17 protein-coding genes are annotated in these 20,357 nt (G+C 51.4%); 6 read left to right on the top strand and 11 right to left on the bottom strand.

Features of this window, described 5'->3' with window-relative positions:
- Positions 1-92 precede the first annotated feature (92 nt).
- The 9 genes from surE to H5P27_RS17160 all read right to left on the bottom strand — a co-directional run bounded on the left by surE (position 93) and on the right by H5P27_RS17160 (position 8,957).
- The gene (surE, locus tag H5P27_RS17200) at positions 93-863 is read right to left on the bottom strand and encodes a 5'/3'-nucleotidase SurE (RefSeq protein WP_185661659.1); all 771 of its coding nucleotides are present in this window, start codon (positions 861-863) and stop codon (positions 93-95) included.
- Between the two features lie 123 nt (positions 864-986).
- Positions 987-3,203 (bottom strand): polyribonucleotide nucleotidyltransferase, encoded by a 2,217-nt coding sequence (pnp, locus tag H5P27_RS17195; RefSeq protein ID WP_185661658.1) that lies wholly within the window; start codon positions 3,201-3,203, stop codon positions 987-989.
- A 288-nt stretch (positions 3,204-3,491) separates the two neighbouring features.
- Positions 3,492-3,764: a 30S ribosomal protein S15 gene (rpsO, locus tag H5P27_RS17190; RefSeq protein WP_185661657.1), complete on the bottom strand. Its 273-nt coding sequence runs from the start codon at positions 3,762-3,764 to the stop codon at positions 3,492-3,494.
- A gap of 223 nt (positions 3,765-3,987) precedes the next feature.
- Positions 3,988-4,404 (bottom strand): response regulator, encoded by a 417-nt coding sequence (locus H5P27_RS17185; RefSeq protein ID WP_185661656.1) that lies wholly within the window; start codon positions 4,402-4,404, stop codon positions 3,988-3,990.
- Between the two features lie 39 nt (positions 4,405-4,443).
- Positions 4,444-5,091 (bottom strand): LuxR C-terminal-related transcriptional regulator, encoded by a 648-nt coding sequence (locus H5P27_RS17180; protein WP_185661655.1) that lies wholly within the window; start codon positions 5,089-5,091, stop codon positions 4,444-4,446.
- A gap of 237 nt (positions 5,092-5,328) precedes the next feature.
- Positions 5,329-5,979, bottom strand: coding sequence for a response regulator (locus H5P27_RS17175; protein ID WP_185661654.1), 651 nt, complete (start codon positions 5,977-5,979; stop codon positions 5,329-5,331).
- A gap of 164 nt (positions 5,980-6,143) precedes the next feature.
- Complete coding sequence (locus H5P27_RS17170) at positions 6,144-7,334, bottom strand: outer membrane beta-barrel protein (protein ID WP_185661653.1); 1,191 nt, start codon at positions 7,332-7,334, stop codon at positions 6,144-6,146.
- A 90-nt stretch (positions 7,335-7,424) separates the two neighbouring features.
- Complete coding sequence (locus H5P27_RS17165) at positions 7,425-8,126, bottom strand: DUF445 domain-containing protein (RefSeq protein WP_185661652.1); 702 nt, start codon at positions 8,124-8,126, stop codon at positions 7,425-7,427.
- Between the two features lie 57 nt (positions 8,127-8,183).
- A complete protein-coding gene (locus tag H5P27_RS17160; protein ID WP_185661651.1) occupies positions 8,184-8,957 on the bottom strand; it encodes an alpha/beta hydrolase in 774 nt (257 codons plus the stop codon).
- 250 nt (positions 8,958-9,207) lie between these two features.
- Here H5P27_RS17160 and H5P27_RS17155 point away from each other — a divergent pair, with 250 nt between their 5' ends.
- Entirely contained in the window at positions 9,208-10,086 is an 879-nt protein-coding gene (locus H5P27_RS17155) for an HDOD domain-containing protein (RefSeq protein WP_185661650.1), read from the top strand.
- On the opposite strand, the gene gcvP is transcribed toward H5P27_RS17155, so the two are convergent.
- Positions 10,083-12,983 carry an aminomethyl-transferring glycine dehydrogenase gene (gene gcvP / locus H5P27_RS17150; protein WP_185662141.1) on the bottom strand — a complete coding sequence of 967 codons (2,901 nt, stop codon included), beginning with the start codon at positions 12,981-12,983 and terminating at the stop codon, positions 10,083-10,085. The two genes, H5P27_RS17155 and gcvP, sit on opposite strands and share 4 nt — an antisense overlap.
- 126 nt (positions 12,984-13,109) lie before the next feature.
- Between gcvP and H5P27_RS17145 the strand changes: the two genes are divergently transcribed.
- Positions 13,110-13,763 carry an endonuclease III domain-containing protein gene (locus H5P27_RS17145; protein ID WP_185661649.1) on the top strand — a complete coding sequence of 218 codons (654 nt, stop codon included), beginning with the start codon at positions 13,110-13,112 and terminating at the stop codon, positions 13,761-13,763.
- A gap of 72 nt (positions 13,764-13,835) precedes the next feature.
- Here the strand turns inward: H5P27_RS17145 and H5P27_RS17140 are convergent, their stop codons facing one another.
- Complete coding sequence (locus tag H5P27_RS17140) at positions 13,836-14,540, bottom strand: type II secretion system protein (protein ID WP_185661648.1); 705 nt, start codon at positions 14,538-14,540, stop codon at positions 13,836-13,838.
- Between the two features lie 332 nt (positions 14,541-14,872).
- Here H5P27_RS17140 and ilvE point away from each other — a divergent pair, with 332 nt between their 5' ends.
- From ilvE to H5P27_RS17120, 4 genes are all read left to right on the top strand, one after another.
- The gene (gene ilvE, locus H5P27_RS17135) at positions 14,873-15,739 is read left to right on the top strand and encodes a branched-chain-amino-acid transaminase (protein ID WP_185661647.1); all 867 of its coding nucleotides are present in this window, start codon (positions 14,873-14,875) and stop codon (positions 15,737-15,739) included.
- Positions 15,740-15,976: 237 nt separating this feature from the next.
- Positions 15,977-16,486, top strand: a complete 510-nt coding sequence (locus tag H5P27_RS17130) for a UvrB/UvrC motif-containing protein (RefSeq protein WP_185661646.1) — start codon at positions 15,977-15,979, stop codon at positions 16,484-16,486.
- A 4-nt stretch (positions 16,487-16,490) separates the two neighbouring features.
- Positions 16,491-17,621 (top strand): protein arginine kinase, encoded by a 1,131-nt coding sequence (locus H5P27_RS17125; protein ID WP_185661645.1) that lies wholly within the window; start codon positions 16,491-16,493, stop codon positions 17,619-17,621.
- A 4-nt stretch (positions 17,622-17,625) separates the two neighbouring features.
- Positions 17,626-20,136 (top strand): ATP-dependent Clp protease ATP-binding subunit, encoded by a 2,511-nt coding sequence (locus H5P27_RS17120; RefSeq protein ID WP_185661644.1) that lies wholly within the window; start codon positions 17,626-17,628, stop codon positions 20,134-20,136.
- Positions 20,137-20,357 lie beyond the last annotated feature (221 nt).

Here is a 20,357-nt window from a genome sequence, read left to right as displayed (position 1 = left end):
GGAGCGAGGTGTGTAAGCGGCGGAGGCTGGGCTGTCAATGGCGGTCAATTAAAGCCTTCAAATTGGCTTTTGGGGCGGCTTGCTAGTAGCGACTAGGAGAGTTGGCCGATTTGGGAGAAGTCCAATTTGGAGTAGCTGATTTTGCCGGCTTTCAGGGTCTCCCGATCGGTTGGAGTCTGCGAGTCGATTTCCCCCAGTTCGCGATAGGAGAAACTAAAAGCGTTTTTTTTGGCGGCGAAAAAGCTACCGGCTTCAGTGCGAGCTGGGTTTGAGCGAACGATCTCGGTTTTGCCGCTGATCTCAGAGGAGGGGAAATTCAATTTATGAACGACTCCGTAGGCCGGCTCGTTGGATTCCAGCGTTTTGGAGACAAAGTCAGCCAAGATTTCTGCGGCTAGGGCGGCTTTGCTACCGAGCGATTCGCCTAGAGCTTGCGGGTTGTCTTTTAGCCGGTCGTAATCGCCGCGATCCAGTCCGAGTGAGGCGGCGAATGAAGGGATGTTGTGTAGTGCCCCTTCCAAAGCGGCTCCCACAGTGCCGGAAGAAAGGATGTAGGCCAGTCCAGCGTTGTGGCCTACGTTGATGCCGGAAACCACGCAAAGGGGCTTTTCTTCCAGAAGGTGTCCCAGTGCTAAATTGACGCAGTCCGCGGGGGAGCCGGAAATGGAGTACGCTTCGCAGGGGAGGTCGTCGCGCTTAATGGCGTCGACATCCTTAAAGCGGCTCATGCATTTGCTAACCCAGCTTTGTTCAAAGCGCGGAGCGGCGACCACGACTTCTCCCAGTTTTTGAAAGCGAGCAATAAGGGCCTGCAGCAAGGGTGAATCAATTCCGTCGTCATTTACGATTAAGATCTTGGACATGGGTCTTGGGATGACTGCTTTCGGCGGGGAATCCAAGCACACTCGTCGGATCAATGGCGTCCGAGCACAAAAAAGCGCCCGAGGATCACTCCCTGGGCGCTGAAATAAGTAGCTATTAAGCGATTACGCTTCGGTCTTCTCTTCGCTCGCTTCAGCGGCGACTTCTTCCTCTGCGGCTGGCTCTTCAGCAGGAGCTTCGGCGGCCTTCTTGGCAGCCTTGCGCGCTTCGAGCTCTTCGAGGGCTGCCTTGCGAGATAGGCGAACGCGTCCACGCTCGTCGACTCCGAGGCACTTGACGACCATTTCGTCGCCTGGCTTGCAGACGTCTTCGGTCTTGCGAACGCGGAAGTCGGCTAGCTCGGAGATGTGGACGAGACCTTCTTGACCTGGCAAAACTTCTACGAAGCAGCCAAACTCCTTGGTCGCCTTGACGATACCGCGGTAGATCTTGCCCTCTTCGATTTCGCCACAAACGAGGTCGATTTCGTTGAGGGCGCGCTTCATCGCTTCTTCGCTGGTTGCGTAAACGTTTACGCGGCCAGAGTTGTCTTCGTTGATGTCGATCTGGGCTCCGGTGATTTCAACGATACGACGGATGTTCTTTCCGCCTGGACCGATGAGAGCGCCGATCTTTTCAGGGTTGATCTGAACGGTTGTGATACGAGGAGCAGTTGCAGCGACTTCTTCGCGAGGTGCGGAGATGGCGGTTGCCATGTTTTCCAAGATCTCGATGCGAGCTTCACGAGACTGGGCCACGGCCGCTTTCACGATGTCTGTTGGGAGGCCATTGATCTTAAGGTCCAACTGGAATCCGGTGATTCCGTTCTTGGTACCCGCGATCTTGAAGTCCATATCGCCGAAATGGTCTTCTTCACCAAGGATGTCGGTGAGGATGTGGTGCTTGCCGATTTTTCCGTTTTCATCGAACTCCGAAACGAGTCCGACTGAAATACCAGCAACTGGATCAGTGATAGGCACGCCAGCGTCCATCAAAGAGAGACATCCACCACAGATGGAAGCCATGGAGGTCGAGCCGTTTGAAGCCATGATCTCGGAGCTGATGCGGATCGAGTATGGGAAAACGTCTTCCGAAGGAACGACTGGCAAGAGCGAACGCTCAGCCAAGGCGCCGTGTCCGATCTCGCGACGACCAGGGCTGCCGAAGCGGCCTGTTTCACCGACGGAGAAAGGAGGGAAGTTGTAGTGCAGCATGAAGGACTTCTGGGTTGGTCCTCCGGTGATGGCGTCGAGGCTTTGAGCTTCGTTCGCTGGGCCGAGTGTGGTCAAGACGAGGCCTTGGGTTTCGCCACGAGAGAAGAGGGCGGATCCGTGTACGCGAGGTACGACACCAACCTTGGACTTTAGCTCGCGAAGCTCGTTTGGCTTGCGGCCGCCGGAGCGAACTCCGTTGTCGAGGATCGACTTGCGGTAGGTGTGCTCGAGCAATTCCTCCATCGCCATGTTGAGCTGCGCTGGATTGTAGTTGTCGCCGTACTTCTCTTGAAGGGCGCCTTCGGCGAGCCCCTTGAGCTCGTCGATCTTTGCGTTGCGCTCCTGCTTGTCGCCGGCGGCGCAAGCTTCACCGATGCGGTCGCTCACGAGGGAGTTCACGATTTGACGAACTTCGTCCTCGAGAACGCAAAGTGGGAAGGTCTTCTTCTCCTTACCAGCTTCGCTACGGAGTTGCTCGATACCGGCGATGATTGGCTGGATTGCTTCGTGAGCGAAATCGAGTGCCTCGAGGAAGCGATCCTCTGCGATCTGGTCCGCAGAACCTTCGATCATGAGCATCTCTTCCTTGGTGCCTACGTAGATGAGGTCGAGGTCGGACGCGTACTGCTCTTCGATGGTTGGGTTGGCGACGAAATGGCCGTCGATTTGGCCAACGCGAACAGCGCCGATCGGGCCATTCCAAGGAATGTCAGAGATAGCGAGGGCTGCGGAAGCGCCATTAACCATCAAGATGTCCGCATCGTTTACCTGGTCAGCGGAAAGAAGGAAGCCGATGATCTGAACTTCGTTCAAAAAGCCCTTCGGGAAGAGCGGACGGCAAGGACGGTCGCAAAGGCGAGAAGTCAGGATTTCCTTTTCGGAGGGACGACCTTCGCGCTTGAAGTAGCCACCTGGGATACGACCAGCCGCGGTGTATTTTTCGCGGTAGTCAACGGTGAGGGGGAACCAGTCTTGGCCTTCGCGGACCGTTTTTGCTACAGTCGCTGATACGAAGAGGCTGGTTTCTCCGGTGGTAACGGTTACCGCGCCAGAGGCGAGGTTTGCCACGTCTCCAGTGGAGAAGGTGATGTCGAGATCGTCTACAGTTATGCTATGTTTTTGTATCATCTATTTCTTTTACTTCAGTGTGAGATGACAACTCGGCGAACGGGATCTGACTAAATTCTGAAGAGATTTCGGGATGTGGCGACCTGCTAAGGTGCGAGGCGCGACATGCGGAAATTTCCTCAAGTGGATCGGGTTCAGCCGGGTCGTCGGTGTGTTTTTTGTTTAGTTAGTTGGAAATTTTAGAAGCGAAAAAGCCCGCGAAGTAAAATTCGCAGGCTTGGAAACTGATCATCACCGCTGGTTTTGCAATGTCTGATCGGAGTTTAAGTTCCTCGTGAGGATCCGCGATTATTTGCGGAGATTCAGGCGTTGTAGGATGTCGTTGTACTTCTCCAGATCGCTTTTCTTCAGGTAGTTGAGAAGCTTACGACGGCGAGCTGCCATAGCGAGTAGACCACGGCGAGTGTGGAAGTCCTTACGGTTGGAGCGCAAGTGCTCGGTAAGGTGGTTGATACGGGCCGTCAAGAGGGCGATTTGGACGTCTGCCGAACCAGTGTCGGAGTCGTGAGTCTTGAAGTCGCCAATGATCTGGGCCTTGTCTATCGATTTGCTGTTAGCCATTTGTTTGTTCGTTTTTCGAATTAGCACGAAAGATCGGACCAGCCAGTGGGCGGATCCCTAGCCAAGTTTTCGCTGGGCTAGACGCTGTATCTTCAAGAATTTGAAGATCTTTCGCGGAAGCGTACGGTGTAGCCGCACGATTCTTGCGTGAAAGCGGTCTAAAAGAGCGTAAATCCGATAGGGCGCAATAATAAAATTACGAAGGGATGGAGTATGGGCTCTCTTACGACAGTTCAGCTTTTTGTTTGCAGCCTAAGTCCGAGAGCTTTGCTTCGAAATCCGTAAAGGTAAAGGGCTTCTCGATGAATTCTGAATCTGGATCAGGATCTTCGGAGGTAAATTTAGGGTCGTACAAATTACCGGACATCACCAGAAAACGGTCACAGGCTCCGGATCTTCTAGCTTCTTTGATTACTCTATCTCCGCTTGCTTTAGGCATTAGAAGATCAGTCACGATCACATCAAAATGTTGATCCGAACTTTGATTCAAGATGTCTATGGCGTCCGCTCCATTGGGGGCTTGGCTCACTTCGTACCCTAATTTTTCGAGGTAAGTCGCAACGAGCTCGCGAATAAATGTGTTGTCCTCTGCCAAGAGGGCTCGACGTTGGCTATTTGTTTCTTGTTTTCGCGGAGTCACTAGGTTGCGGATTCTTTTACGATTATTCGTAGTTAGATCCTAGAAGTAGTGAAGTCGCATTGCATATCGCATGAGTTCTTGCGGGCTATCGAGCTGGAGCTTCGCTTTTATTCTAGAACGATGTGACTCTATCGTCTTTACGCTAATTTGCAGCGCCTGAGCGATTTCTTTATTGTTTTTTGACAGACCAATTTGCTCTACGATCAGCAGCTCCCTGTCGGATAGGTTCTGAAATGTTGGTTTCGCCTCGGGACCACTCGGGTTCGCAAGGCGATCGATCATGAGTGATTTAACTTTTTCGCTCACGTACAACTCCCCTTGTGACACAAGGTCTATCGCTCTTTTTAATTCCTGCATTGAGGAAGATTTCATGGCGTATCCTTGGGCTCCTGATTTAAGGCAGCGATCTGCATAAATCGTTTCATCGTAACTGCTGAGCACGAGAATCGGTGTTTGCGGGTAGACGCTGCGAAGTTCTTTTACTACCGCGATTCCTTGGGGGCGACTTGAAGTGATTTCGACGATTGCGAGGTCGATGGATTTTGGGAGCTCCCTTCGGTTTTCGGAAGAAGCTCGGCGGCAAACCTCCCATTGAGGATCGTCTTTAAGCATGCTCTCCAACCCGTGTTGGCATACGGGGTGTTCATCGATGTAGAGGAGTTGTTTCGGAGGTGATTTGTGGAACATATCGCTAATGTGGAAACGCGATAGTCTATCAATTTATACAGCTTTTTTACAATCGGGCGATGGCTGTTAGGGTTTTGGCGGAAAGGATTGAGTAGACGAGGGTACTTGTAGGCGATAGAGTTTGATTAGCCTTAGCTATTCCGTGGGTGTTTTGCTCTAGGAGCATTCATTGTTCAGGGTACTAAAAAAGCGACCAGTCTTGGTCGCTTTCCATAAAATCAAATTTTCGATCGTATCTCAGTTATCCTGTTGGTCGACCCATTGGACGGAGAACTGCACTAGCTCAGTCGCATTTCTCAAATTCAACTTTTCTTTAACGTGAGCTCGATGGGATTCGATGGTTTTGACTGACAGGTGAAGGCTTTCAGCAATTTCGCGAGTCGATAGACCTCTTCCGATAAGCTGAACGACTTCAAGTTCGCGGTCCGTCAAGCGATCCACTGGCGAAGTCGAGGAGTTGGTAGGCCCATTCACTATCTGGTGCAGGACTTGGTCTGCAACCCGAGGACTCACGTAAATTTCCCCCTTCAAGATCTTGCGGATAGCATCAACGATCTTATCGGAAGATTCCTTTTTCATCACGTAGGCCTTGGCTCCTGCCCGGAGCGCTCTCTGCGCGTAGATGGACTCGTCGTGCATCGAGAATACAAGAATCGGTAGCTTCTCGTGGATGGCCTTGAGGTTTTTTATAAGCTCCAGGCCATTGTTTCCTTGGAGCGAAATATCGACGATCACGACATCCGGATTTGAGGATTCGATACCTCTCATAGCACCGGAGGAATCCTCTGCTTCTCCACAAACTTCTAGGTCTTCCTGGCCACTGATAATTTGCGTCAGACCTTGGCGAACTAGTGGGTGATCGTCTACGATATATACTCTTATGGACATGGTGGGATTCGTGAAATGGGTAACTGTTTGCTTATCAATCGGTAGGTTAACGGTTTTGCCTTAGCTCTTTAGGGAATTATTATGATTTCCGGTGGAAATTAAGTACGTTTGGGGCAATTCCCTTTGAGTTTTACAAGCTGCGTTCAAAGGCAATCCGTTTGCTGCTAGAACGCAAGGGTAGTGGAGAGATTGAAAGTCGATGAGTTGTAGTCGCTAATTTCGACCGTCGAAGAAGAGTCTCTGTAGTTGTAACCGATGGTGGCGAACCAATTGAGTCGAATCGTATAGTTGGCACTTACTGAGGCGATGAATACGTCGTCGTTTCGGGGTTCCTGGTCGAATATGAAATCGTTACTTTGTACTCCGAATTCGGTAACAAAAGTTAGTTTCTGGTTCGGAGTGTAGTCGATCATCAGAGAAAGATCACTCTGTTCGACGGTGCGGTCGTCATCCGTAACGGCTAGATTACGGCGGTAAGTCAACGCGACGTTTGTCTTAGTGTTAGCTGGGTAGGCGAGGCGACCATCCAAAGTGAGGCGGTTATTTCTTTGGCTGGAGGTGGTATTCGAGTAGTTTCCTACGTCGGTCGAAGTAAGGCCGAAAGCCAGGTCGGCTTCGAGCTTTGGAAACAGATTTTCAGGTAGTATTTGGCCAGTAATGCCGAAGTTGATTCCATCATCTGTATTATCTACAGCTTGGGCAGTCGCTCCTCTATCTGTTTTACGGCTGCGGATCAGGTATTCAGCGTATAAGCCAATTCGCCCCCGAATCAGCTCGCGAGCATGAATACCAGCTGCAAACAACGTGGAGGTATTCGCGTTCTGATATGCTTCTTCCACTCCGGAACTCGAGCGATCATTGTAGCCAAAGCGAGTTCTCAAGCTCAGCTTGTTTCGCAAAACGTAATCCACGTAAGCATTTGCATTGAGGCTCTCGGTGTTCAGTACCTGGTTGGTAAGGTAGCTGGCTCTCATACCGTCGATGTAGGCCACGCTCCAATCGCCAGAGAGACGAGGTCCGCCTGCTCCGAATGGCACTTCGCCATTGATCAGAAATTCGATGTCGTCGGAGTCGTATTGGGTGTTTTCGTCGTAGCGACGAAAGGGCAAAGCCAAGTTTGCACGCAAGTTCATAGCGGCGGTTTCCCGCTCGTACGTAACGGCTGGCGTGAAGGTATAGAAGATGTCGGAAGGGCTTTCCGCGTTTGGCGACACGCGACTGGTGTCGGTGACTTGAGCGGTTCCTTGGAAGGTTAATTCGCCTCCGGCGAAAATTGGTCCGGCCTGGAGAGATGTTCCGGCCATTAGGCATGCCCCTGTAAGGAGCGCGAGTGAAGTGGAAGTCAAGGAGCTCATATATTTGGATTCGTTCAGTTTAAGTGAATGCGTTAGAGAATCTTAGATTGCAAGCTTGGGTTGGAGGATGCGTGTGCAGTGGTGTAGGGGCTAGATCAATGTGGTAGTTATGGCGGTAGATACGAGACCTATGAGCGCTCCGAATACACCGCCCCAGACTACGAGCCAACCAAGGTGTTCCCTAATTAAGTCAGAAAGGATCTGCTTTACTTGAGGGGCGGTAAGCTCGTCTAGCTTACCTTTGACCAATCCCTCGATGACAGGCTGCATTTTTTCGAAAGTGCTATGAGAGTGAGAGAAATCTAGTTTAGCCACGAACTCTTCGAGCCTTTTCCTGAATTCGACTTTGAAGGGATCACGAAGCGGCTCCAAAACTTTGATACCACCAAACATGGAGAGCATTCCGCCGAATTTGGATTCGGCCACCACCTTGAGGAAACCGTCAAACTGTTCGTCGAAATCGATGCTCTTCTCCAAGGTCTCGGGATCGAGTCCGCTATGAAGAGCCGTGTCTGCAAATTTCATGAAATTCTCCTCTGTGAAAAAGCTTTCCATTACGAGCTTGTGGATCGCGGTTTTGAATTGTTCGAAGCGAGCCGCGATAACGCCTGAGCCATAGAGGCCCGGTACTTTTTCGAAAAGCATATGGACGGCTATCCAGTTTGTAATAGCGCCCGCCAAGGCGAAGATGCCCGCGTTGAGCACATAAGGTTGGTACAGCGAGTCGGGCATGTAGATCCCGGCTGCAAGCAGGGCTATGGCGGCTAGATTTGTCGCTAGGCTCTTGTTCATAGGGGCGTAGCAAAACTTGAAATCGCTGCTGGTCGAGTCTTTGAGGAAAGTGAGCTGCTATTTTTCCAGGGTTTCGAATGGAAACCATCGTAATGCCTCTTGAATTTGGCTGTCCCAGTATGACCATTCGTGGGCTCCTGGCCCCTCTCTGAACTCGACTGGAAAGTTGATTGAGCGGCAGTGTCTCAGGAAGTTCCTATTTGCCGGGTATAGGTAGTCTTCGGTTCCGCAACTCTGAAAAAGTTTAGGTATGGGGCGTCCCGAATTCACCAAGGTTGTGGTCAAATGAAACAGATCGTCCTCCGTATCAGTAAAGGGATTGTCCGGACCGAAAATGTGCGGCCATTCGGGGTAGGACTCATCCCTGTGTTCTGCCAGTGCAGAGAGATCTAATGCCCCTGAAAAACTTGCTGCCGCGGCGTACCTTTCTGGGTGACTCAACGCTAATTTAAAGGATCCGTATCCGCCCATGGATAGTCCAGCGACGAAGTTTTGTTCTCTCTCATTGGAAACTCCAAAGTACGCTTTGCATATCTCGGGCAATTCAGAGGCGATGTAATCAAAATATCGATACCCGGAATGAGTGTTTCTATAGAAGCTTCGGTGAACGTCTGGCATGACGACGATGACGTCCAGGTTTTCGACGTACCGCTCAATCGAGCTCTTCCTTAGCCAAGCTGTATGGTTGTCGGACAGGCCATGAAGCAAATAGAGCACTGGACTTTGATGGTCATTACCGAGGAGTCTTTTCGCCTTTTGGCTGAAAACGACGTTAACCTCCGTTGCGAGCCTCAGTGTCTCAGAGAAGAACTTAAAATTCAATAGCGCCATTTCTCAAGGCTTAGAAGCAATGAGTACGTTTTCAATGGCTTATGCCTTAATTTTAAAATTGAGGCGAGAGTGGAGGGCTGATGCCAGAATGTGGAAGATTTCTCTAGGGTCCGTAAGTTCAATTTCAGCTTATTTAGCGGTCAAACCCTATTCACAAATCGCCCTAGTTTTCCCTATAATTGGGCTACGTATATCGCTCTAGATAAAGCTGCGAAGCTGTTTCCTAACTACCGATCCAACTCCCATGCAAATGACCACAACAGTGGCCCAAGACATAGATTTCAATAACGAGGCCAATTCAGGGTACTGGATGAAGGCTTTTTTGGCCTGTATTGAGTCTTTTCCTACACCTGCAAATAAGAGCCGCGGACTTTATTTGTACTTGCGGGGCAATTATGCGGACTTGGAAAAGGCCGCCTCACTCATTGGTTTAGACCCGTTTTTGTCGGTGGAGGTTATCCGATCGGCTAATACGGCAACGTATGGCTGCAGAGGCACCGACTCTCTTCTAGATGCAGTCAACGCTATCGGCTTGGAGCGATTGAGTCGTATCGCTTTGAGAATCTGGCTTAAGAATTTTCTCCCCAGAAGTTTGCGATCTTATTACTTGGATGGAGGTGATTTCGTACATCGCTCAGTGGCTTGCGGCGCTGCCATGCGGTACATGTACCAAGGCGATTCCGGGCTTGCCGAAACTGCTTATGCTGTGGGGCTCCTTCATTCGATCGGAAGGGTGGTTATCGATGAAGCGGTTCGGAGGAGCGGAGATTCAGACATCAAGTTTTGCCAAAGGACGACCCGTACTTTGGCTGAGGCGGAGAAGCGCGAATTCGGAACTACGCACGCAGTGGTTGGAGGTCTTGCTTTGGAGTTTTGGGGGTTCTCCAAGGCGATTTACGAGCCTGTTTCCCAGCAATTCGCCAATGTGACTGACACACGCCTGGCGGATTGGACCCAGAGTCTCGCCATTGCTCGATTCACGGCGGACCGTGTACTCGAAGTTCTCAACGGTCACCAAGACCCACTCAGGGGAGAAGGGCGTGCAGTCTACAAGGGAAAAACTCTGTCAGATATTTACGAATTCACGCTGGCAATGACAGAGCAAGAAATCCTCTCGGACATGAACTAGTCTTGGTAGGCTTCCATGGGTAGACAGGAGCAAACCAGATTTCTATCGCCGAAGACATTGTCTACACGACCCACTGGGGGCCAGTATTTGTATTCGCGAGTCCACTCGGCTGGGAAGGCGGCAAGATCGCGAGAGTAGGGAGATTCCCAGTTCTCGGCTGTTACGCAGGCCGAAGTGTGAGGGGCGTTCTTCAGTGGATTGTCAGTCGCTGACCATTCGCCAGACTCGACCTTCTGCATTTCTTTTTTGATAGAAATTAGAGCGTCGCACAGACGGTCCAATTCGGCGGGAGATTCGCTCTCGGTCGGCTCGATCATCATCGTCCCTGGAACAGGGAACGACATGGTCGGGGCGTGGAAGCCATAATCCATGAGACGCTTCGCGACGTCCTCGACTTCGACGCCCGACTTATCTTTCCAGTCACGGAAATCAATTATGAACTCGTGGGCGACTAATCCTGATTCGCCGCGGTACACTATCTTGTAATCGTTCTCCAATCGTTTCGCCATGTAGTTGGCGTTAAGGATCGCTATTTTGGTAGCCAGCGTGATGCCTTTGGCTCCCATCATGCGAATGTATGCCCATGAGATCGGGAGGATGCTGGCGCTTCCGTATGGGGCTGCTGAAATCGCTCCAATGCGATTTTCACCTTCGATGGAATCACTCAGTTGATGCCCCGGCAAAAAGGGAGTCAAATGCTCTGCCACGCAGATGGGGCCAACTCCGGGACCACCTCCGCCGTGGGGAATGCAGAACGTTTTGTGGAGGTTGAGGTGGCAGACGTCCGCTCCAATTTCTCCCGGGCTTGTGAGGCCACATTGGGCGTTCATATTCGCTCCATCCATATAAACTTGGCCGCCGTTGTCGTGAATGATTTGGCAGATGTCGCGTATTGAAGACTCGAATACTCCGTGCGTAGAGGGATAGGTAACCATTAGCGCGGCGAGATTCTCGGCATGCTGCTCCGCCTTGGCCTTGAGGTTGTCGACGTCTATATTGCCTTTTTCGTCGCAAGCGACAGTCACGACTTTCAGCCCCGCCATAGCAGCACTGGCAGGGTTGGTGCCGTGAGCGGAGAGAGGAATGAGGCAAACGTTTCTGTTTTTGTCGCCTCGATTTTCGTGGTAGGCTCTAATGGCCAGCAAACCGGCGTATTCTCCTTGAGATCCAGCGTTGGGTTGCAAGGAAGTGGAGTGGAAGCCGGTGATCGCTGAAAGCCAGCTTTCGAGCTGCTCAATTAGCTTGAGGTAACCGAGGGTCTGCTCCTTGGGGGCAAATGGATGGATATTTGAAAACTCTGGCCATGTGATCGGGAGCATTTCCGCCGCGGCATTGAGCTTCATCGTGCAGGACCCCAGTGGAATCATAGAAGTCGTTAGCGACAGGTCCCTGTTCTCCAAGCGCTTCAGATAGCGAAGCATTTCCGTTTCGGTGTGGTAGGAGTTGAAAACGGGGTGCGTTAGGTAATTGCACTCGCGATCGAGCGGGCTGGGCCCGGTTTGGTTGAACTTCAAGGCTAGATCGGTAAGTTCGGAGACCGTGACCTCTATTCCGAATATGGAGAGGAGCGTGGATAGTTCCGATGAAGTCGTTGTTTCGTTGAGAGATAGCGATAGGGAGGTAGTGGAAATTTCTCTAAGATTTAGATCCAGATCTCTCGCCTTGTTGATCGCTTGCTGAATTTTATCATCTGAAGCTTCCAGAGTAATAGTGTCGAAACGGATTCCTTCGGCAATGTTGTAACCACTTCCCTCTAGGAGTTGGACAGCAATTTTGGTCAGAAGCTGTATCCGTTTTGCAATTTTTTGTAATCCGATCGGGCCATGGTATACACCGTAGGCGGCAGCTATGTTCGCGAGCAAGGCTTGGGCTGTGCATATATTGCTTGTCGCCTTGTCTCTGCGGATGTGTTGCTCGCGTGTCTGTAGGGCAAGTCGGAGGGCATTGTTTCCGTAACGATCTTTGGATACACCGATCAAACGGCCAGGTATTTTGCGTTTGTAGGCGTCTCTGGTAGCAAAGAATCCTGCGTGTGGTCCACCGAATCCCATGGGCACTCCGAATCGTTGAGCGCTGCCGATTGCGACGTCTGCTCCCAGATCCGCTGGGGACTTAAGGATTGTCAAAGCGAGTAGGTCGGTCGCTACGATCGTGAGGGCTTTGTTTTCCTTGGCCTTTTCTGCGATCGCGGAAAAGTCTCTAGCGAGCCCGTTTACGTCCGGATATTGTAGTAAAACCGCGAATACGCCTTCGAAATCTATTTCGCTATCGATATCAATTATTTCGACATCGATACCCATGGGAGTCGCTCGAGCGGTTGTTACTTCGATTGTTTGGGGGAAGCAGGTACTTGAAATCAGGATCTTTTGCTTCTTGCCTGCCCGACCAACTTGGGAAAAGGCTAAGCCCATCGCTTCTGCAGCAGCAGTACCCTCGTCCAGCAAGGATGCGTTTGAAATTTCGAGGCCGGTCAGGTCTGAGACCATCGTTTGGAAGTTGAGAAGACCTTCAAGTCTACCCTGCGAGATTTCCGGCTGGTAGGGAGTGTATTGGGTGTACCAACCGGGACTTTCCAGAATGCCTCGCTGGATGACTGGTGGAGTAATGGTTGGATAATAGCCTAAGCCGATGTAGCTCGTTTTCACCGAGTTTTGGGCGGCGATTGCTTTGAGCTCCGCCAGCATGTCATGCTCGCCGATAGGTTCCGGCAGAGAGTTCAGCTCAGAGATTCGGATGGAGCTGGGCACGGCTTCGTCGATGAGGGCATCGAGGGAATCGTAACCTAAGGAGGCCGCCATTTTTTCGGCTTCAGCTCCATTCACGCCTAGATGGCGTGGTGCGAATTCGTCTAGCTTGGAGAGCGGATTGAATTGGCTGGTAGCGGAGTCTTTGGACATGGGCGAAGCCTCGATAGGATTTGGCATGGGCGGGAGAGTAGGAGAGAGAGGATGCAAATCAATGCGACAGTTTTGAAAAATGGAAATGAGGTTGCCAAAATCGGTGGATCGGTTGCTTAGGGGAGCATGACCAAGAAGGAAAGAGCGGCCTACGTAGATATCGAGCTAGAGAAACGTTATCCGAATCCTCCGATTCCTTTGGATCATTTTGACGCCTATTCTCTACTGGTGGCCGTTTTGTTGTCCGCCCAGTGCACGGATGAACGCGTCAACAAGGTGACCCCAAGTCTTTGGGCTCTTGCCAAGACTCCGCAGGAGATGAGCCTTCAGGAGCCTGAAACGATTCGGGAAATCATTCGTCCTTGCGGTTTGTCCCCTCGCAAGTCTGTCGCGATTCGCGATCTTTCGAGGATTTTGATCGAAAAGCACGATGGAGTGGTACCGGAGAGTTTCGAAGAGCTGGAGGCCTTACCTGGAGTGGGCCACAAGACTGCTTCGGTTGTCATGTCGCAAATGTTTGGGCACCCGTCATTTCCGGTGGATACACATATTCATAGACTTGCCCAGCGATGGGGCCTCACTTCAGGGAAGAACGTTACCCAAACCGAGCTTGATCTAAAAAAGCTTTTCCCGATCGAGCGGTGGAATCACTTGCACCTGCAAATCATTTATTACGGTCGCGAGTTTTGCACAGCCCGAGGATGCGATGGGACCGTTTGTCCGATATGCAGGGCTTTGTATCCGGATCGCAAACGAGCCAAAGTCACCAAAAAGGCTTGAGTTTCGAGCAATAAAAAAGCTCTCGCGGAAGGGCGAGAGCTTTGGGGAACTTATTGATGCTGTTTTCCGATGCTATTCAGTTGGCTCCCGTGCGACAACCGTGCGGGTGCTGTCGAAGCCGGTAATGGCTTCGTTGATCGAATCAGCCGTCTCACCAGTTGGTTTCACTAGGAGGCCGGAGAGGTTTTCATACCAGCTAACACTACCTCCTAGGAATGCTATGTGTCCACCTTCGTCGTCGTAAGGGTCTGTCGTGGACCATGTCGGCGAGGTCAATTCGCTAATGCGTGTGAAAGCCACTGGAGTGTGGGACGGGTCTGATGTGCGGAGGCCTGTGATGTAGCCGTATGAAAAGTCGCTAGTGCTATATGTGCTAGCCGATAGACCGGTTTCCTCGCTGGTCTGGAGGAATAGGCCACCTGTTCCTTCATTGCGAGACTGCTCGTTAGCGCTGACCCAATTCTGGGGATCGGTCAGCTCTCCCCCGTAGGCTAGAATAGCTGCCACATCGACGATATCATTCGAATCGCCCTCGACTACGCCATCTGAACCCAGTGTCTGGCCGCTACCCACGAACCGTTCTCCGTTTTGAGCGGCAAACAGCTGTGAGGCTTGTACTATATTTCGAAGGTCATTCGAGTCGCTGGTCTTTTTCGCTAAGGTGCGGAATTGTCCGACGGTTGGGAATATTATGGCTCCTAAGATCGCGAGGATGGCGATGACTGTTAGCAACTCAATGAGGGTGAATCCTTGCTTGGCTTTAGATTGCTTAAGCATGACGAGAATTTGTGGGACTTGGTAGTTAGGTCGCTTAGGGGGGTGCTCCCTCCAGAGACGTGATTCTAATGTGGACTATAAACAAAAGTGGAAGTTTCCGATTCTTCAAGCAGCAAGCTTAGTTGGAACGTCTGAGCGGATTTAAAACTATCTCTGTCTCAGGGAAACCATTAAGCTTTTCCTCGGGGAGTGGGTCTGCAAAACTTCCGTCTATCGATTTCTGTTCAGTTTTGGGGTGGGCTTGAGGTCTTCCGGGACGCTTAAGCCATCTAGTGGGCGCTGCAAACATTTTAATTGCCAGAGAAGTCCACCCCAGCAGTTTTCTGACAGCAATGAAGATTTATTTAGACGGACAGTTTGTAGATAAGGAAGACGCCAAGATTTCCGTGTTTGATCACGGCCTCCTCTATGGGGATGGAATTTTCGAGGGGATTCGTATCTACAAGAATTGTGTTTACCGTCTGGATGAGCATCTGGAGCGGCTCGAATATTCTGCCAAAGCAATCTTGCTCAACATGCCTTGGAGCAGAGAGGAGCTCTCGAAACTGGTGTGCGAATCGTGTCGGATAAACGGTCTGAGCGATGGCTACATCAGACTTATTGTCACCAGAGGAGCCGGAAGTCTCGGGCTTTCTCCAAATTCCTGCCCAAAACCGTCCCTGATAATTATCGCTGATAAAATAGCGCTCTATCCAGAAGAGTGTTACACGGAAGGCTTGAAGATCGTCACTGTTCCCACGCGGAGAACCAACGCGGCAGCCCTGAATCCCGGCGTTAAGTCTCTGAATTACCTAAACAACATCATGGCCAAGGTGGAAGCTGCCCAAGCGGGAGCGCTCGAAGCTATCATGCTAAATGATCAGGGCAACGTAGCAGAGTGTACCGGCGACAATATCTTTATTGTGCACAAGGGCGTGATTTTCACCCCACATGCTTCAAATGGTGCTTTGAGGGGAATCACTCGTCAGGCAGTCATCGACATCGCAAGCTCGCAAGGCTACGAAGTGCGCGAGGTGAATCTTACGCGTTACGAAATTTGGAATGCGGACGAATGTTTCCTTACCGGTACCGCTGCAGAATTGATTCCGGTAGTTGGCTTAGATTCGCGAGCCATAGGCGATGGCACCCCCGGGAATGTCACCAAGAAGCTACACGCGGCTTTCCACGAGGAGGTTAGCACCCGAGGCACTATGATTTGATTTTTGGCGGCGGCTGTGGCGGGACCAGAGGGAGTCTTGCAGTAATCGTTCAGTTCAGCTCGTAAATTATTAGGAAATCGCCATGTTTACTTTGAGCAAAGGCGATTCCTAGAGCATTAATGTTGGACAGTATGCTTGCTATCCGGCAAACATGGCATGGCGAATGCATAGCCACCGTGCCACGGCTTGGTGGAACATATTGCCTAGTTAACCAAACCCAAACCAAATTTATTCCCTATGGCGAAGCCTCTGAAGTGCGATGTCTGTAGTGAGCCAGCAACGGTTCATCTCACGCAGATCATCAATAATCAGATTCACAAAATCGACCTCTGCGAAGCGTGCGCGGAGCAAAAAGGCATTACCGACCCAAGCGGCTACTCTCTCGCTGATCTTCTCGTCAAGCCGGACTCTTCCAAATCAGCGGATGCTGCCTCAATCTCGTGCCCAGAATGTGGATGCACCCAACGCGAGTTCAAGAAAACCGGCCGCCTTGGTTGCGCGACTTGCTACGAGACCTTTGAGGCTCTGGTGGGTCCCGCCTTGCTAAACATGCACAAGGGCGATTCTCACAAAGGAAAAGTGCCTCACCGGGCACTAGAGAGAGCTCATTACATTGACCGATTGGATTCTCTGGAGAACGGCTTGAAAGAAGCGATTTCCAGCGAGCGTTACGAGGACGCGGCCAAGATGCGTGACGAAATTATCGAGTTAAAAAAGGCTATGGAAGCGGCCGCAGTCGAGGATTAGCCAGATGTTGATCAAAAGCATATTCGGCGGTAAGTCCGAAATGACGGAGGCGGGATCCAAAAAATGTCCCGTGGTCCTGATGACTCGTATCCGACTCGCTCGAAATCTAGCGGATACTCCCTTTCCCGGTTGGGCCAAAGAGACTCGGCGACGCGAGGTATTAGAGACATGTTTACCCTCAGTCGCCTCGTTAGGCCAGATGAAGCGAGGTATCTCTGCAGAGATTGGAACCCTTTCTGACCTCGAAAGGCAGATACTTGTGGAACGTCATCTGATCAGCCGCGAATTATCGAACAATTCCGACGCCGCTGGCGTGGTCATCAGCAAGGACCAGTCGATTTCGGTGATGATCAACGAAGAGGACCATCTCCGTATCCAGGTTATCAAGTCAGGATACCGGTTCAAGAGTGCATGGAATGCGGTGGACGCCATCGATTCAGCGCTCGAAGAGCAGCTTGATTTCGCGTTTTCTCAAAAGATCGGATACCTGACGGCTTGCCCTACGAACGTGGGTACTGGGATGCGCGCGTCGACTATGATGCATCTGCCGGCCCTTGTTATCTCAAACCAAATGGAAAAAGTGGTCCGCGCCGTTAATCAGCTCGGTATCGCGGTACGTGGTTTGTTTGGCGAAGGCTCTGACGCTAGCGGAAGCATCTTTCAAATATCGAACCAGACCACCTTGGGTGAATCCGAGGAGGAAATCGTTAAGCGGCTTTCTTCGGTACTCCGAACTATCATTGACCAGGAGATGAACGCCCGCGAAAAGATTTTGGAGAAAGACCCACGCAAGCTCTATGATAAGATCGGTCGAGCTTACGGGATTCTGCAGAACAGTCATCTTTTGACCTCTTCGGAGTGCATGAATCTCGCCTCGCTTGTTCGTTTCGGGGTGGATCTTGAGATGTTTCCTGAAAAGACTCGGAACATCGTAGACCGTATGTTCATCGAATGCCAACCAGGGCATGTGCAGTATCACGCTGGCGAAAATATAGAGTCCAACGCGAGAGACGCGTTCCGTGCCGAATACATGCGTAAGCAGTTCGAGAACGTCGCTCGACCACTATTTAACATTCACGAATCGTCCGATAAGGACGATACCCCTCAATCAGATCCCGAACAGGAGGCAGAATAGCTTTATGGAACCAATGAATAACTTCACTCCCCGCGCTCAACAAGTATTGGCCTTGGCGCGTAAGGAGGCAGACCGCTTTCACCACAACTACGTAGGCACGGAGCACATTTTGCTAGGCCTCATCAAGTTAGGTCAGGGTGTGGCCGTCAGCGTTCTTCAAAAAATGGGTCTCGATTTGGAGACAGTTCGCAGCGCGGTTGAAAAGCAAGTTGGGTCCGGCCCTGAAGGCAAGGCAGCGGGAAGCATCCCATACACGCCTCGTGTCAAAAAGGTTTTGGCCCTAGCCGGCAAAGAAGCGAAGGCTCTGAACCACAGCTACGTTGGCACCGAGCACATCCTACTCGGTCTACTACGAGAGGGCGAAGGGGTGGCTGCTCGGGTACTCAAGTCTCTCGACGTAGACATCGAGCGTACCCGCAACGAAATCCTTCGGGAGCTCGATCCGCAATTTTCGGGTGAAACAGACGAAGCCGTTTCGCCAACTCGTTCTCAGGCCCAGGAAGAGAAAAAGGAAGCGAAGACTCCCGCTCTCAAAGCATTTGGTCGCGATCTAACTGAGTTGGCCCGACAAGGTGACTTGGACCCAGTCATCGGACGCAAAAGCGAGATTCGCCGCGTTATCCAAATCCTTTGCCGTCGTACCAAAAACAATCCGGTTTTGATCGGTGAAGCGGGTGTCGGTAAAACAGCGATCGTGGAAGGCTTGGCACTCGAGATCGCCAGCGGCGTCGTTCCAGAGATTCTGGTAGACAAGAAGGTTGTTACCTTGGACTTGGCTCTCATGGTGGCGGGTACTAAGTACCGTGGTCAGTTCGAGGAGCGTATCAAGGCCGTCATGGACGAGATCAAGAGAGCTGGAAACATCATCATTTTCATCGATGAGCTCCACACTATCGTGGGAGCGGGTGCTGCTGAAGGGGCCATGGACGCCTCAAACATCTTCAAGCCGGCGCTATCGAGAGGCGAGTTGCAATGTATCGGAGCGACTACTCTCAACGAATACCGTAAATTTATCGAAAAGGATAGCGCCTTGGATCGCCGCTTCCAAAGCGTGAAGGTTGATGCCCCGAACATCGAAGATACCATTTTGATTCTGAAGGGAATCAGAGGTAAATACGAAGAGCACCACAAAGCTGTATTTACCGATGAGTCTTTGGCTGCGGCTGCCAAGCTTTCAGAACGTTACATTACTTCCCGTTTCTTGCCGGACAAGGCGATCGACGTGATGGACGAGGCTGGTTCGCGAGCTCGCATTGCCTCTTTGAATCGCCCGCCAGAAATCGAAACTCTCGCTAAGCAGGTAGAAGAGGTCTGCGGGAAAAAGGAAGAGGCAATCAGCAAGCAGCACTTTGAAGAGGCCGCGAAGTTCCGAGACGAAGAAAAGCGTCTACGTAAGAAGCAGGAGGACGTCCTCGAAGAGTGGAAAACTAGCCGCGAGGAAAACCGTATCACTATCGGAGAAGACGATATGCTGAAGGTCGTTTCCGATTGGACTGGCGTGCCACTCCAACGGCTCGAAAAGAAAGAGACGGAACGCTTGCTACAGCTCGAAAAGGAACTTCAGGAAACCGTTATTGGCCAAGACGAAGCATGTGTCGCCATATCCAAGGCGCTTCGCCGTAGCAGAGCGGACCTTAAGGATCCGAAGCGTCCGATTGGCTCATTTATGTTCCTCGGCCCAACCGGCGTGGGTAAAACATTCCTCGCCAGAACGCTCGCTGAAAAGATGTTTGGCGACCGGGATGCGATCATCCAAGTCGACATGTCAGAGTACATGGAGAAGTTCTCCGTATCCCGTATGATTGGCTCGCCTCCAGGCTATGTTGGGCACGAAGAAGGCGGTCAGCTTTCGGAACAGGTACGTAGAAAGCCGTACTCGCTGGTCCTATTCGACGAGATAGAAAAAGCTCACCCGGACGTTGTGCAGATCATGCTTCAGATTTTCGAAGAGGGTCACCTCACCGATAGTTTAGGACGCATAATCGACTTCCGCAATACGATCATCATCATGACCACCAACGTGGGTGCGAGCGTGATCCAAAAGCAGACCACGATGGGCTTCGGAGCGGTTACCAATCTTTCCGACGACTTTGACGGTGTTAAGTCGAAGGTCATGGATGAGGCGAAGAAGGCATTTAAGCCGGAATTCCTCAACCGCATCAATGACCTCATCGTCTTCCACAGCTTGGCTCGCCATGATTTGGTCAAGATTGTAGATCTCGAAATCGCAAAGTTGCAAAAGCGCCTCGTTGACAAGGAGATCACTATGACTCTCGACAGCGACGCGAAGGAGCTGCTCATCGACGAAGGTTACGACGAAAAGTACGGAGCCCGCCCGCTTCGTCGTTCGATCGAACGCTTCCTTGAGGATCCTCTCGCTGAAGCTCTCTTGAGCGGTCAGGTACAGGAAGGCGACAGCATCATGGTGATTCGTGATGGCCAGGAGCTGAAGTTCACTAAGATCGCAGACAGCGAGACCGAAGGTGAGGGAGTCTCGAGCGAGTCCGAAAAGTAGGAATCGTTTAGCAGTCACAAATCGTATTTCAGGAAGCCGCGGACTTTTCGAAGTTCGCGGCTTTTTTGTTTACGTGGCAGCGGCCAGATCGTCTCTCGAAAAGTCGTCACTGTGGCTTGAAAGGCGACTTTTGTAGGATTTGCTGAATACATGGCGGCGGTTCCTGCGTATAGTTGAGTTAAGGGCTAGCTGCTCTGAGATTCCAACGACCCAACCCCCGA

Origin of the sequence: Pelagicoccus albus (genome assembly GCF_014230145.1) — a bacterium.
Taxonomy (GTDB): domain Bacteria; phylum Verrucomicrobiota; class Verrucomicrobiia; order Opitutales; family Opitutaceae; genus Pelagicoccus; species Pelagicoccus albus.
Note: the sequence above shows the minus strand (reverse complement) of the source record. Positions and strands in the feature narration are given on the sequence as shown.